Annotated in this window: 14 protein-coding genes and 1 tRNA gene; 5 read left to right on the top strand and 10 right to left on the bottom strand. The window is 44.3% G+C overall.

Features of this window, described 5'->3' with window-relative positions; all coding sequences use genetic code 11:
* Positions 1-59 precede the first annotated feature (59 nt).
* On the bottom strand, positions 60-1379 hold the full coding sequence (locus ACEW9O_RS18000; RefSeq protein ID WP_373551574.1) for a phosphatase PAP2 family protein: 1320 nt from the start codon (positions 1377-1379) through the stop codon (positions 60-62).
* 231 nt (positions 1380-1610) lie between these two features.
* On the opposite strand from ACEW9O_RS18000, the gene ACEW9O_RS17995 reads away from it, so the two are divergent.
* A complete protein-coding gene (locus ACEW9O_RS17995) occupies positions 1611-2648 on the top strand; it encodes a sensor histidine kinase (protein ID WP_373551573.1) in 1038 nt (345 codons plus the stop codon).
* Positions 2641-3336, top strand: a complete 696-nt coding sequence (locus tag ACEW9O_RS17990) for a LytR/AlgR family response regulator transcription factor (protein ID WP_373551572.1) — start codon at positions 2641-2643, stop codon at positions 3334-3336. The genes ACEW9O_RS17995 and ACEW9O_RS17990 overlap by 8 nt, the downstream gene beginning before the upstream one ends.
* A gap of 70 nt (positions 3337-3406) precedes the next feature.
* On the opposite strand, the gene ACEW9O_RS17985 is transcribed toward ACEW9O_RS17990, so the two are convergent.
* From ACEW9O_RS17985 to ACEW9O_RS17955, 7 genes are all read right to left on the bottom strand, one after another.
* Positions 3407-3491, bottom strand: a tRNA-Ser gene (locus ACEW9O_RS17985).
* Between the two features lie 115 nt (positions 3492-3606).
* A complete protein-coding gene (locus ACEW9O_RS17980; RefSeq protein WP_373551571.1) occupies positions 3607-4419 on the bottom strand; it encodes a TraB/GumN family protein in 813 nt (270 codons plus the stop codon).
* Positions 4420-4540: 121 nt separating this feature from the next.
* Positions 4541-5014, bottom strand: coding sequence for an Lrp/AsnC family transcriptional regulator (locus tag ACEW9O_RS17975; protein WP_148270552.1), 474 nt, complete (start codon positions 5012-5014; stop codon positions 4541-4543).
* Positions 5015-5386: 372 nt separating this feature from the next.
* Complete coding sequence (locus ACEW9O_RS17970; protein ID WP_373551570.1) at positions 5387-6808, bottom strand: Glu/Leu/Phe/Val dehydrogenase; 1422 nt, start codon at positions 6806-6808, stop codon at positions 5387-5389.
* On the bottom strand, positions 6801-7019 hold the full coding sequence (locus tag ACEW9O_RS17965) for a CcmD family protein (RefSeq protein ID WP_373551569.1): 219 nt from the start codon (positions 7017-7019) through the stop codon (positions 6801-6803). Before ACEW9O_RS17965 ends, ACEW9O_RS17970 begins: the two co-directional genes overlap by 8 nt.
* Before the next feature lie 65 nt (positions 7020-7084).
* Positions 7085-8140 carry a cytochrome c biogenesis protein gene (locus tag ACEW9O_RS17960; RefSeq protein ID WP_373551568.1) on the bottom strand — a complete coding sequence of 352 codons (1056 nt, stop codon included), beginning with the start codon at positions 8138-8140 and terminating at the stop codon, positions 7085-7087.
* 10 nt (positions 8141-8150) lie between these two features.
* Positions 8151-8816, bottom strand: a complete 666-nt coding sequence (locus ACEW9O_RS17955) for a heme exporter protein CcmB (protein WP_373551567.1) — start codon at positions 8814-8816, stop codon at positions 8151-8153.
* Between the two features lie 198 nt (positions 8817-9014).
* Here ACEW9O_RS17955 and ACEW9O_RS17950 point away from each other — a divergent pair, with 198 nt between their 5' ends.
* Positions 9015-10253: an N-acetylmuramoyl-L-alanine amidase gene (locus tag ACEW9O_RS17950; RefSeq protein WP_373551566.1), complete on the top strand. Its 1239-nt coding sequence runs from the start codon at positions 9015-9017 to the stop codon at positions 10251-10253.
* Here ACEW9O_RS17950 and ACEW9O_RS17945 read toward each other — a convergent pair whose 3' ends face one another.
* Complete coding sequence (locus tag ACEW9O_RS17945; RefSeq protein WP_373551565.1) at positions 10254-12521, bottom strand: hypothetical protein; 2268 nt, start codon at positions 12519-12521, stop codon at positions 10254-10256.
* 81 nt (positions 12522-12602) lie between these two features.
* Between ACEW9O_RS17945 and ACEW9O_RS17940 the strand changes: the two genes are divergently transcribed.
* Complete coding sequence (locus ACEW9O_RS17940; protein ID WP_373551564.1) at positions 12603-13340, top strand: PAS domain-containing protein; 738 nt, start codon at positions 12603-12605, stop codon at positions 13338-13340.
* Positions 13341-13391: 51 nt separating this feature from the next.
* Here ACEW9O_RS17940 and ACEW9O_RS17935 read toward each other — a convergent pair whose 3' ends face one another.
* Positions 13392-13982: a toxin-antitoxin system YwqK family antitoxin gene (locus tag ACEW9O_RS17935; protein ID WP_373551563.1), complete on the bottom strand. Its 591-nt coding sequence runs from the start codon at positions 13980-13982 to the stop codon at positions 13392-13394.
* Between the two features lie 450 nt (positions 13983-14432).
* Between ACEW9O_RS17935 and ACEW9O_RS17930 the strand changes: the two genes are divergently transcribed.
* The coding region (locus tag ACEW9O_RS17930) for a hypothetical protein (RefSeq protein WP_373551562.1) at positions 14433-14766 on the top strand (334 nt) is incomplete at its 3' end.

Genomic DNA, 14766 nt, shown 5'->3' with positions numbered 1-14766 from the left:
TGGTGAAAAAGAAAAATTATCTTCACCACCTAAGAAACCTGAGACACGAAAGAACCACCTTAGTGTTGAAAATCAGCTCCATCATTCTTCACCTGATTGATGATCGCTGCACCGACCTTTTTCCCCAATTCCAATCCCACTTCATTGTCGGTACGAAAATGGATACCTCCCTGAAAACGGGATTCAGCCCCTTCCTTTGCCATTTCCCTGAAAAAGGCACTTTCAGTTGGAAAGAAATAAGCGTACAACTCCCCCGCCATGCCACTGATGGCCGCATGACCGGAAGGATACCCCGGAAAAGGTGGCGTATGAATCAACACCGGTTGAAAAGTAGTATCGTATTGATCTGGGCGCGTACCCCAATAAGCGTATTTGGCGTCCCAACAGGCCGTGAAACCATCGTAAATGCCAATTCCAACAATGGCGTACATCCGTGCGACCCGCGGCGGGTTCAGGTGTAGGTTGTTTTCGAAGATTTTTTTCTCCAGCAGATCCTCCCAAACGGGCTCATTGGCAAAATGGAAGGCATTGGCAATGGATTCAAAGGTGGGTTCATGCTTTTTGAGTTCCTCCATATCTTTGGCAAAATCGGGCGGCGGGCCAGGGCGATACTGACTGCCGCTTTCCAGCACCACCGTTTTATTCAATCCTGCAAGCGGAAGCATGGCAAATTCACCTTTCCAGAGCCCCGGTTGAGTTGGCATTTTGCCATCCCAAATCTTCTTGTTGCTGAAGTCTTGGGTGTGTTCGATTTCCTTTTGTGCAATCTTTTTTCCTAAGTCAAAGCCCGCTTTGGTGTCACTGGGATAAACCACACCTGCCGCAATCCGTGAGGACATTGCCCGTTGCGCCATCCGTTGAACCGAATCGGCCAAAGTTGGATAAAAATGGCTGATGATCGTAACCGCCACGCCCGCGGCAACAGAGTGCTCGCAAGGGTAACTCGGACTGGCTGGATTGACGATCAAAGCCTTGATTCGCTTGTCTGCGACATAAGGGCGAGGTCGATTGTAGGTATATTTAGTGTCCCAGGCAGCAATGGTGGCGTCATAAATGGCTACGCTGAGCAACATGTTGGCTAACGCGCCGTTGTTGCCTGCATCGTTCATCCACAATTTGCCCATCAGGTGTTGCCAGTGGTAGCCTGGTGCTCCAGCATTCCAATACATGATTTGTTGCCGACCTGTTGCATCCAGTTTTTGTTGCTGAGCGAGCACTTGCGCAATCTCGTCTTTGTAGGCAAGTGGTGCGGGCAAACGGTAGCTCTGACCAGATGGGATAAACCAGGTTTTCCAGGTCCCCGCAGTGGGTTCTACCTGAGCGTACAATTGAGCAGCCAGCAATAATACGGCTGCTAAGAAGGGTAATTTCCGTTGCATAAATGAAGTATTTTGGGCAATACTATCCATTCCCCGAAAGCCCTTCAAGTTCACATCAATGAACAACCCCTTGCAGTAAACCAATAACCTGACCGCGTCTATAATGCCCACTCGACACGCTTGGTTGACTTTTTGGGGCCATTCGTTGACGCAAAAGTTTATTCTATCGGCGGTACAATGGAAAAAGTGTAGAATTTGCCGACATTTAAATTTTCAAACTACAAAATGGGGATGACGATCAATAAAGAGCGGGTTAAACTGTATCTGCGCCTGGCGGGGATCTCCTTATTTTTTTCAACCCTGATTGATTTTGCCTCAGAACCTGAAACTGCTTTAAAAAGTACCGTCAATCACATTTGGCTCCTACTATACTTGTTGGTGTTGCACTTTATTTTTTTTGAATACACCTTGCCCTTTATCAAATTCCGCTGGAAAAGACTGTTGGCTGCCCCTTTTTTGATCTTTGCCCACTTGATATTGTATACTTTTGGCACCTTTGCCTGGCGGTACATCGGGATTCAACTGCATGTTTACTTTCCTTTAGCAGAGTACGAAGCAATTGTAGACGGAGTATCCGACAACTTCGGGAATACTGTTGGTTCGATCGTGTTTTTTGGCATTGCCCGCCACATCCATGATTATCGAAAATTGCATCAAACTGCGCAGCAATTGCGCATCGAAAAACAGGAAGCGGAATTGAATTACCTCAAATCCCAGACGAATCCTCATTTTTTATTCAATACCTTGAACAACATTTACTCCTTGGCCCGGGATAAATCCGACTTGGCGCCGGAATCTATCTTGAAATTGTCGAAAATTCTGCGCTACATGCTCTATGAAACCAGCGGTGCCTTTGTTGCCATCGAGCAAGAACTGAAAATCATCAGTGACTACATTGCGCTGGAAAAATTGCGGTATGATGATTCGCTGCATGTCAACTTCAATTACGATGTGGAAGACATGAAACAGGCGCTGCCACCCTTGCTGTTGATTCCGCTGGTGGAAAATGCTTTTAAACACGGGGTTTCAGAAACGAGGAATCAGCCTTTTGTTGACATTCACCTTGCGGTAAAAAACCGGCAACTGGCTTTTTTTGTCAAAAACTCTACTGAAACAACGCCTGAAGAAGGTCCAGTAAAAGAAAACATCGGGCTTTCCAATCTGCGGCGGCAATTGGAATTGCTCTACACCGATTACCATTTGAGTGTACAACAAGCCGAAAATGTGTTCCACGCTACTTTAAAAATAAACCTGGCCAGCCATGTCTAAAATCACCTGCATCATCATCGAAGATGAACCTTTGGCCGTAAAGGTCTTGAAGGACTACATTGCCGAAGTGCCTTTCCTGGACTTGCAAGGCTCATTTAAAGATGCGATTCTGGCTACCGACTATTTGCGCAATCATAGCGTCGACCTACTATTTTTGGACATTCACCTCCCCAAATTAAAAGGTATGGCTTTTTTAAAAATGCTGAGCCATCCCCCAGCGGTGATCATCACGACGGCGTATCACCAATACGCGGTTGAGGGTTTTGACTTGAATGTTACAGATTATTTGTTGAAACCCTTTGAGTTTGAACGGTTCTTGGTGGCGGTGACCAAGGTCAAAACGACGACTATAAGTGTTCCATCTCCAAGCATGGAAAGCCCCGAAACCAAGGATTTTATCTTTCTGAATGTGCAAAAAAAGAAGGTGAAGGTGCTGTTCTCCGAGTTGCTTTACATTGAAAGCCAGCGGGAATACGTCAAAGTGGTCACCACCAAAAAGGAATACCTGGCCAAGATGAGTACCCACGAAATTGAAGCGCTTTTGCCCGCGCAGCGGTTTAAGCGCATTCATCGCTCGTTTATCGTAGCGCTTGAAAAAATTGAGTCGTATACAGCGGAGGTAGTGGAGGTAAATGGGGTTGGGATTCCGATTGGAAGGGGGTATCGGGAGGTTTTGGAGGGGTTGTAGGACTAAAGTAAAGGCCACAAACAAAAAAGGCTCGAAACCCTGATAAAATCAAGGGTTTCAAGCCTAATTGCGGAGGAAGAGGGATTCGAACCCCCGGTACCTCACAGTACGGCAGTTTTCAAGACTGCTGCAATCAACCGCTCTGCCATTCCTCCGTGGGCAGATTTGCTAAGCCCTTTTGGCGAAGCGAGTGCAAAGATAGATGCCTTTGTCAAAAAAGGAAATCTTCGCTTAAAAATTATTTCATTTCCGTTCCTTCCAACGGCTTTCTTAGCCTTTTGGTTCCTTCCATTCCAGAGGTTGTGGTTTGATGCCCGCTTTTTTCAACAAACGCAACATGCCATTTTGGCCACCAAGATGCGCTGCACCGACGGCACAAAACACCGAATTGTTTTCCATCAACTCCAGCAAGCGCGCCACCATAAAGATGTTTCGATCGTAGAGCAAAATTTTCCGGGCGCCGCCCACGTGTTTTTTTGCTGCTTTGAACAGCGCCTGATAATCCCCACTGGCGTAAATGTCCACCATTTTGAATAGTTCCCGGCGTTCTTTACCAATGTGTTTACCCAGGTACAACAAGTCTTTGATCTGGTCTTCCAGCGGGATTTTGTGCAAGACCAAGGCTTGTTGTTCTACCGTTTCCAATCCCGTTGTTAGTTTGTTCATCCGAATGGCATAATCCCAGAGGTAGCGGTCGAGGGAATAAGGCTGATCGGCGGGCAGAAGATTGTCGTGCACCAAATTGACCAATAAGATCGGCAAAAAACGATCGTAGAGGCCAATGTCTTGTCCGCAGGCTTTGCGGATGACATTGCGTAACTTGGCGTACTTCTTGGGTGGCAGAATACCCGAGAGGGTTCGATAATCCGGTAAAAGGGCGTGCTGGATAAAATCGGAAGAGCCCATTTCGTCCAAATTGATTTCAGCCGCAAATACCTGGGCTTTTTCAATCAGGGCACAATAATCGTTGATTTGAAAAAAAGCTTCGTCACACTTGGCATGAATGGTGCCCAGCAAATAAGAGGCTTGGCTGCCATCTTCCTTTTCCAATTGCCACAATAAAGTCCGCTTTTTTTTCTTCATAACATAGTGTAGTCTCGAACCGCTTAAGATTGGGCATGAGATGAGTTCCTCCTAATATGTAAAGCCGCTGAACAAATGAATTTATTTGTTCAGCGGCTAAGATACAAAAGTGAACAGGCTTTTAGTCGTATTTGTAAGGCAAAACCTTTGAATCTTTTACCGTAGACAAGGTCATCAGCGTTTTTAAACGCTCAATCTCTTCGATTTGGGAAAGGGTTTTGAACAACAGTTGTTCGTAAGTTGGGATGTCGCGACATACAATTTTGATGAGAAAATCGGCCTCACCCGTAATGATGTAGCACTCCACAATTTCCTCGATCTGTTTGATTTTATCCAAAAAATTGTTGAGGGCGTTTTCTTTCTGCCAGGCCAAGGAAACCAAAACGAAAGTTTTTACATTCAGGCCAATGGTTTGAGGATTTACTTTGGCGTGGTAGCTTTCGATGATTTCACTAGATTCTAGTTTCTTCACTCGTTCGAGTGTAGGAGCAGGTGAAAGGCCAATTTTTTTGGAAAGATCAAGGTTTGTGATCTTTGAATTATCCTGAAGTATTCTAAGAATCTTCAGGTCAATTTTATCCAATTTTTCCGACATGGGTACGGTAAGTTAACTGAACGATATGAATTAGCTTGCAAGATAGGGACATAAACATAATTTTACAACTGTACAATCAAATAATACCTAATTTTATTTTAAATAATTTCATTTTTCTACAACCTAGCACTACAAAATTCGGGATGAGATAATATAACATCACTATATCAGGCTCATTTCCAAAACAATGCTTTTTTCTAAAAATATTATTTTGGTTTTTTGAGCCCAAACCACACAAATCTAGTTGAGAAGGTTTAGGGAAGTTGAGAAGGTTTAGGCTACCGCGAGCGACTCAGACAAAGGCATTGTCAAAATCGCTTGCGGAGCCTCAACCTTCTCAACCTCTCTCAACCTTCTCAACCTTCTCAACCCTTATGGCCAAATGCCTAAAGACATGTAGTCATTGCTAATTTTATTGATGGCATTGACCATGGCAGCGGTCCGCAAGTCATTTATTTTTGGATGCGAAACCATCACCTCACGAATTTGATGATACGCCGTAATCATGGTTTCTTCCAACCCCGAACGCACCAGGTCAATTTCATCGGCCCCACGGGCGATTACTTTCATTTCCTCGGCAGTCACATCGCGGTTGGTCATTCGTTCAACCAGATTGACCATGTCCATCATTCTGCCTTGGTTGAACCGTTTGTCCATGCGACCAAAGCGCATGTGAGACAGGTTTTTCAACCACTCAAAATAGGATACGGTCACACCACCAGCGTTAAGGTAAAAATCGGGAATGATCAGTTTTCCAGCAGCCAGGAGTATTTCCTCAGCGTCGGCGGCTACAGGGCCATTGGCCGCTTCGGCGATGATTCTGGCCTTGATTCTGCTGGCATTCACACCTGTGATCACACTTTCCAGTGCGGCGGGGATCAATACATCACATTCAAACTCAAGCGCAATTTCACGCTGGGTTTTTTCAAAGTTTTGTGCACCTGGATAATTCAGGATTGAACCATTGTTTTTGCGGTACTTGAGCAAGTCGTGAACATCAATGCCATCTGGGTTGTAAATGGCACCTTCCACCTCTCCTACCCCAACCAGAATCATCCCACCTTCGTCCTGGCAAATGCTTCCCGAGAAGGTTCCTACGTTGCCCAAGCCTTGCAACACAAAGGTTTTGCCTTTGGTACCTGCGCTCAGGCCCAGTTTTTTCATGTCTTCGGCCACGTTACAAGCCTCCCGAATGCCGTAAAAAACGCCACGTCCGGTTGCTTCTTCACGCCCGCGCACTCCATTTTGGGTGACTGGTTTGCCAGTAACGCAACCTGCTGCGTCGATTTCGTCGCCCTTGAATGCGCGGTAAGTGTCATAAATCCAGGCCATTTCGCGCGATCCTGTCCCGTAATCTGGCGCAGGTACGTCGACCGATGGTCCAATCATGTTGCGCTTGATCAACTCAGCGGTGTAGCGGCGGGTTATTTTTTCCAATTCCTCGGGGGTATATTCCCAAGGGTTGATTTTCACACCACCTTTAGCCCCGCCAAAAGGTACGTCGACAATGGCGCATTTGTAAGACATCAAAGAAGCGAGGGCCATCACTTCTTCCTGGTTGACGTGATTACTGAAACGAATGCCACCTTTGGTGGGCGTACGGTGGTGGCTGTGTTGCACCCGATAGGCTTCGATCACTTTTACTTCGTCGCGCAGTTTTACCGGAAAGTTCATCCGGTATACCGAGTTACAAACTTTGATCTGGTCTAACAGTCCCTGTGGCAGTCCGGTGTGTGGTGCCGCCCGGTCGAAGTAGTATTCTACACTTTCGTAGAATCCGCCTTTTTTACTCATTTTCTTTAATTTGGTTTTCCAATTTGGTTAGCTTACGGTCCAAGTATATTAGAAAAAGGACTATACCCAAAAAGATGATCAGGATGACTGCTACCACCACATAAATATGGCCTATGCTACGCAAAAAATCCCCACTCGCTTGTTGAGCAAAGGCCATTTGCTGAAAAAGTAGCGTCAATACACAAACAAGTGAAAGGCGATTCCAGATCATGATACATTAGATTTATTTTAAAGAAAAAAGGTGCGATTTATTTTAGACAAATTTTAAAACCATTCCTAAGCATCCAATAGTCTTTGTTGCAACTTCTCAACGCGGTAAGCCACTGAAGCCACCCAGAAGCCCAGCAAAGTCCAGCCAATACCGGCCGGATAAAACACCATGCGCATGGTATTGTCCAGGTCTTCCCCACCAAAAGCCGGGTTGCCTCCATTACCTGGGTGTAAACTGTCAGTCATCCGTGGAATGACAAAAAGGAGCGGAATGAGGGCGGCAAAGGCAAAGATGTTGTACACCGCGGACAAGCGGGCTTTTTTCTCTTCGTCTTGAAAGGCACCCCGCAGAATAAAATAGGCAGAATAAATCAGCAGCGCCACCGCTGTCATGTTTTGTTTGACATCCCAGCTCCAAAAAGCACCCCAGGTATATTTGGCCCAAATGGCGCCAGTTACCGTACCCAAAAGACCAAAAACAAACCCTGCTCGATTCAGCGCCAGGGTACGTTGATCCGCATCGGGATCATATGTGCGCAAATAACGAATGCTAAAATTGACCGAGAACAGGAATAAAAAAATCATGGCAAACCAAAGTGGGACGTGGAAATACTGGTTGCGGATGCTTTCATACAAAACTGAGCGGTAGGGGAAAGTCAGTTTTGGGCCAGCATTGAGTTCCTCCATTTTATCTACTGACCATAGCTTTTTTCCTTCCAAAAGATTCACCGAGTCTTGAGTTAGCGCGATTCCTTCAGGTAGGACAATGGCACCATCAATCGGGCTGTCCAGAATCAAACTACAAGCATCGTCTTTGGAGTCCGAAGGCAAGTATTGGGGCAAAATGAAATGCAACTTCATCGTGCGGTCGTTCAGTACTTCAATGCGTGCCGCTTTCAACACCACATCACCTTTGAGTTTCAACCAGGCGCGCAATTCATTCTTCGCTTTAGAATAATAAGAATTGTACCCTGTTACGGTCAATTCCACTTCGGTTCCGGCCTGTAAGGCCCGTGGTGTCACTTCTGCTATACCTGGCTTCAAGGGGATCAACATGCCCGCTAAAATGGTATACACTAAGATTACCACTGCCAATATTTTCCACCAGCTCTGACGTATCATAGTTGTTCGTTTAATCTCTCCACAAAAAAGGGTATAAAACCAGGGTTAGTCCTGCCAGTACCAGGTCGATTGCCACCAAGATGCCAATGTCTTTACTGATTCCGGTATCTTCCAACATCCCAGTAGCCACTACCGAAAGTTTGATCAAAGTCATCAGGATAGGGATGACCAGAGGAAAGCTTAAAATGGCCAGGAGGGTTGAATTATTGTCTGCTTTAGATGAAATGGCCGCCACGAAGGTAAACAATATCGAAAAACCTGCGCTACCTAAAAAAAGAGCCAGCAGGAATGCCGAAAATTCTTCCACCTTATTGCCTACGATAAAGGCCATAGCCGCCCAAGTCAACAAACTTAGGAAAAACAACAGGGATATGTTGTAAATCATTTTGGATACAATCACCGCCAATGGATCCAGCAAGCCGTAATAGTACAGTTGCCGAGCGCCGTTTTCCTGTACAAAACTTTTGACGATGGCATTGACCGAAGCAAACAACATGATGATCCAGAATAAAGTAACCCACAACATGGGACTGTTGACTCCCTGAAAAAAAGCCGCGTACACAATGAATACTGTAGACAGTACGTACAACAGGATGCCACTAATGGCATAACCCATTCTTAGTTCTAAGACAAGCTCCTTGCGGAGTAAGATGCCGATTTGTGCAAAAAAGTTCATAGCCGCAAATTTATGAACGTGTGGGAAAATAGTTCTACATTTGTTAGCTTCTTTTCATCACCAGGGGCGATAAAAAAATAAGTACTCATTTTGCCATAGGATTAGATAAGTAAACGTTTCATTTCAAGTGGCTTATCTAATCCTATGGCTCAGGAAAAATGAGCACTTATTTTTGCCCCACTACTTAAACTCGAAAGGATGCCTTTTTTTTTACTCATTCTCTTTTCTTACTTATTGACGCCTGCGGCTAAACCTTTCGTTGCACCAGACTACCTAAGTGTTGTTCCGCAAGCAGGCGACGGTATACTTTCCATTCTACGCCGGTATGAATTGGACAAATACCGCTGCAACCTCGACAAATTTTGCGAACTCAATAAGGTTACTTTAAAAAACAACCTAATCAAGGGAAAAAAATACTTCTTACCCATCCAACTCCGGTCTTTTAATGGCAAAACCATCCGCAGTTCTTTAGGGATTAGCAATTTCGACGTTGCGAAGGGGATTGAAATATTCAATACCTTAATGCTGAGCAAAGGCTTAAAAAGTAAGTCCTTTAAAGTGGATAAAATACTCTGGGTGCCCCATCATACTTTAAACAACTGTACATCAACCGAATCCAAAACCACTGTATCTACCAATCAGGCGGGCAAAGCACCGATATCGGAAAATGAACGGGTTGATCCAGGCTTTCAAAAATTGAGTAACCCCGGTAAACGCAAGTTTCCCATTTTTGGAGATACCTATGCCTACACCCCGCAACTGAGCAAACTGTTGCAGGGCAGAATTTATTACATCGACGCCGGGCACGGCGGCATTGATCCCGGGGCTATTGGCCGTTATGGCGGATACGACCTATGTGAAGACGAATATGCCTACGACGTATCTTTGCGCCTCTGCCGCAAACTCATCGAACACGGAGCGACCACTTACATGATCACCCGCGACCCCAATGATGGCATCCGAGGAGGAACCGTGCTCAAATGTGACAAGGATGAAGAAGTATGGGGCGGGCAACGCATCAAAACCGGACACGCCGATCGTTTGCACCAACGCTCCAACATCATCAATCAGTTGTACGATCAAAATCGAAAGGCGGGCATCACCCAGCAATTTACCATTAGTATCCACATCGATTCCCGGCAGAATAAACAAGTTGATTTGTTTTTGTACTACCAATCTACCAGCGAAGCCAGTAAAAAACTAGCATTAAATCTGCATCAATCCATCCGCAACAAGTACCAAATTTACCGCAAAAATGGCAAGTACCGGGGCTCTGTTACTACCCGCAACCTGCACATGCTGCGCGAGTGTAAGCCGATCGGTATTTATCTGGAATTGGGCAATATCCGCCATCCACTGGATCAGCAGCGCATTGTGTTGGAAAGCAATCGGGAGGCCTTGGCCAAGTGGTTGTTTGATGGTTTGGCGGGACAATAATTACTTACTTTTCCGTTTCTCCAAGCTAATGATTTGAGCAGCTATTTTCCGGCATTCCTCCGCTAAGTTTTGCCAGCAAGCTGTCGACCAAACCGGGACAATTCCCCTTTGATCTTGCTTCAATTGCGCTTGTTGTTGGTACTCCCAGGCAAAATCTGTTGCGTTTTTTTGGCTCAAAAATCCATCTCCGAGAAATGCCACACTCCTCTCTCCGGCCTGTTTTGACTGGAGCGATATCGGGATAATCAAATCCTCAACAGCAGTAGCTTTCACGATTCGTTCTTTTCCGAAATAGGGGCGAATAGCCTGTTGGAAATTGGTCCAAAATGCCTCAATCGCCGTATCTGAGTCCATGAATTTAATCTCTTCTGGCATACCAGGAACAATTTGGTTTTTTGGTGCTTCTGCTGAGCCAATCACGACAACCCGCTTTCCTAGTTGAGCATACCCTTCAAAGTCGGTTTCAGGTGTCTTAGCTTTTTCCAAAATTAGCACCCAATCAAACAAAGCGGTAGAAGTTTGGGGCCATTTTTCGGAGGCAATTGTAGGCAGGATGAGTACTGGAAACAGCTCAGAGTAAGCCTCAATGCTTGATTTTGTCAACTCCTCCCCTCTTGTTTTTTCAGGGCTTTTTTTGTTGCTTTTGAATTTTTGTTGTAACACTTGTCGCCGTTGTTGCCACAGCTGTTTTATTTGTTCCGGCAACTGTGATTTGAATTGAGTCCACAATTGATGGTACTCCTCCAAAGGTGGCGGATTTAATGGGGCATCAATGCTTTTTGATTTGAGCAATACTTGATAAAAATACCAGGTTTGGAATGCAATCGGCCATTCGTTTATTTGGTTTTCAGCCAGGGTTTTGAGCAGGTTTTGCTGTGGTTCTGACAACTGGAGCCAAAAACGTTGCCAGGCATAAAAAGGGGCAAAATCCGGCATACTTTGTTGCAAGTGAGCCAATTGCTGTTGCACTTGAGCAAGGTATTGTTTCCTTTTGCTTAAGGTCAGCATTTTATTGTCCAAGTTCAAACTCAATAGGTCAGTGTCATTGAACTCAGTCAACAAATCGTCCATTTCTTCTTCCAATGTAGCAATTTGGGTTTTGATGGCCAACTCGGGTAGGGCAGATTTTGTGTTCAGGCGCAATTGTTCTTCCTGGATAAATTTGCCTAGCTCGATATGCCCATTTTTCAGCGTATTTTCAAATGATTCCAGCGCCGCTTTTACTGGAGCAATCGACCTGGTTTTTTCTCCGCCTGGCCAGACAAAAGAAAACCAGTGCACGCGCTCGAATTTACTTTTTAAGGCTTCATAATCCTGGATCAGTTGTTTGTATGCACTGATGGCTGATTTACCTTGGCTCGAAAGGGGGCCGTACCACTTAATTTTGCCCAGTTTAGCGTCCAAAAAAGGCGATCCGTATGCACTGACCTTGTCGTCGATTTGATCCAGCAATTGATCTGTTTCCGTCAAAAATGCCTGTGCGTGTTGTTCAAAATATTGACGCAACAAACGTCCATATTCCTCAATGCGCAGATTGTATTTTTGCACTAGGGTTTCGAATCTCAGTTGGTAGGCCCGTAATTTATCACGGCAAAAACGCTGTGCAGCCTGTTCATCTTTTTTTAGAAAAACTTGAGGATGTAATTGCCTTAAAGGATGATCGAGCCTTTGCACTGCATGGTACAGCGGCTGAGCATCTTGTACCAATTTAAGCAACGATTTAAATTCTTCGAAGTCAAATTTGAACCCCTCCTGAGGTAAAGAAATAGGCACTCGTTCTTTGGTTGATTGCTCCTGGTTGCGCCAATAAACCCCTACTAATTCCGGCCAATTCAAGTTGCCAAAAACTGGTTTGCGCACGGCTTGGTACAGCTTGTTCAAACGCAATCTGCATCGTTCCAATTTGTCAAAATTTTGTCCAAATTGCGTTGATACAATGGTTTTGGGCCATTTCCTCTTGGCCAGATCTTGTTCAATTGTTTGTTGGATCAACGCTTCATTGAACGCAGTAGCGTCATGCATTGCACAAAGGTCAATTACCTGTGCTTTTGTTAAGCAGGTCTTTAATTCTTCTGCTTGCGCCAAATCTGCTGTCAACACCAAACATTTCTCTGCATTGATCAAAGCACTCAGGACAAGTTGTTCCACAAAAACGACTTGCTGGGGTTTCGTCCATCCATTAATTTTCTGTTGCGTTTGGCTCAATACCGATTGCCAGGCTTGCGCCAGTTCAGGATTCAATTCAATTGTACTTGGTCTTAGCATCATTTTGCAATAGATTTACCACTTGCTGCTACAATGTTTTACTTTTGGGCTAAATATAGCATTAAACCAATACGCAATCAAAAAATGGTACCTAACATCGCGGTCATATTGACAGATCCTAATCAACGGATCGTTTGGGTAAACGATGACTTTACGGCTATGACTGGATATAGCCTGGGTGAAGCCATTGGACGTATACCTGGCAAAATTTTACAAGGGCCCCAAACAGAACCTGAAGTGATTGAACGCATTCGGAAAGCCATCCAACAAAGGGTTCCATTTCGCGATCAATTGACCAATTACCGAAAAAATGGGGAGCCTTATGTTTGTAAACTGGTGATTCACCCAGTATTTGATCGCAATCAAGAACTCATCAACTTTATAGCATTTGAAGTGGATGGAAACCTTGTAGTGGATGAAAGCAGCATTCCCTTGATGAATCTAAGTGAAAAATACCGCTCCAGTAGTTTGCGCACCATTGATGAAATAAAATTGTTTGATCAACTCAAACAGCTGCTAGAGACGGACAAATTGTACTTAAATGCAGAACTCAGCCTTAAAATTGTTACCGATCTATTGAATACCAACACCAAATACTTGTCTCAGGTAGTCAACCATCAGGCTGGGCTCAATTTTCAACAATTCATCAATTTGTATAGGGTTGAAGAGGCCAAGCGTAAAATTGTCAACGACTCCTTGAGTAACCTGACCCTATACGGCATTGCGCTGCAATGTGGTTTCAAAAACAAATCCACCTTTTACAAAGTATTCAAAGAAACAACCGGGGTTACACCCAAAGACTTTGTGCGCACCAGAGGGTAATGCGATTGATTTGTCCACAATTGGAGCTATACCCCACGCGGGGTACAAATCTTACTGCTGCTTTCCATTTTTATAATTGTACTCCAGATTTACTTTTCCATTTTCATCATAGTAGCGAAAGGGACCATCTAATTTGCCATTTTTATAGTTGATTTCTTTTTGGATGCTGCCACTGCGACTGTATTCCTTGTAAACTCCATCTAAAATACCTTCTTTATAAGAGGACTCCTGAGCCAAATTTCCGTTCAAAAATTTTGCTACTGTGCCATGAAATTTGTTGTTCTTATAGTTTGCGCTAAGTAACATCTGTCCAAAACCATCAAATTCAAAATAGGGTCCATTGTACATGCCATTAACGTAACTGGCAATTTTCGCAGGGTATCCCCCTTCGCCTTGATAAATCACCCAGACACCATTTTTGAGCCCTTTGGCATCTGTGATGCCTACTTCCGTGACCTTACCTACTGGATCTTTTTTGGTAGCAATTTGATGGCCAGATCCGGGGATTTTTTCCATGCTGAATAACTCATCTTGTTTAATGGCATTGCCATTGGCTGATGAAGAATTTTGCTGCTTCTCAGCCCCATAATCGCAGGCATTCAACAAAATTACGAGGCTCAAAAAAGTAAGGTGTGTTTTCATTTTTTTCCATTTCGTCGAGCAAAGAAATCGATTTTGAGGCAAAATGAGAACAATTAGCTTGGACTTAGACTTAGGGCCTATTTACAAATTTACAGAACAACATATTTAACAAACTAATTATCAATTATTTATAAAAAATAAGCGCGATAAACTAAAAAAATAAAAATTTTTTCGGCTGTAGATTAGTCTAGTTTCACGAGGTTCAATATTTTTGCAGAGCATTGCTAGGAATCAAGTAATTTTTTTTGTCTGCTCATGTCAAATCGAAACCTCCCTCCCTACCGTTCGGGATACATAGGTTTCAGCGTTCTACCCCCCTTTGTCAGGAGTGTATCCACCACAACCTGATGGGAATATTGCAAACAGATATTGCGACAGTATGTGCTAATTACTGAACGTTGAACTTTTGTATAAAGCTTATAATAACCAAATTTTTTTAATCATTTTCTTATGAAACAAACGACCTTTACTAGCTGGATGACCAAATCCGCAAGCGCGTGCTTGATGGTTTTGGCTACACTGGTTTTTGGTTCTAACTTGACTGCACAGTCAACCAATTGCGGTTGTTACAATGTGACAGTTACTTTGGATGCCAATTGCCAGTTCACACTTACCCGTAACCTCGTATCTGACGGATCTTGCCCCGGAGCATACGTACGGGTTATGGACAACAACCAAACCAACGGTGCAGTAATCGACTGTGCTGGTGTTTGGACTTATGGCTTGTTTACAAGCGACTCTCCCAACGCAACCGTAATTTGCTGGGGTAAAGTAACTGCAGAAG

Source organism: Haliscomenobacter sp., from assembly GCF_041740695.1.
Lineage (GTDB): Bacteria > Bacteroidota > Bacteroidia > Chitinophagales > Saprospiraceae > Haliscomenobacter.
The sequence above is the reverse complement of the archived record's forward strand: the minus strand, read 5'-3'. Positions and strand labels throughout refer to the sequence as shown.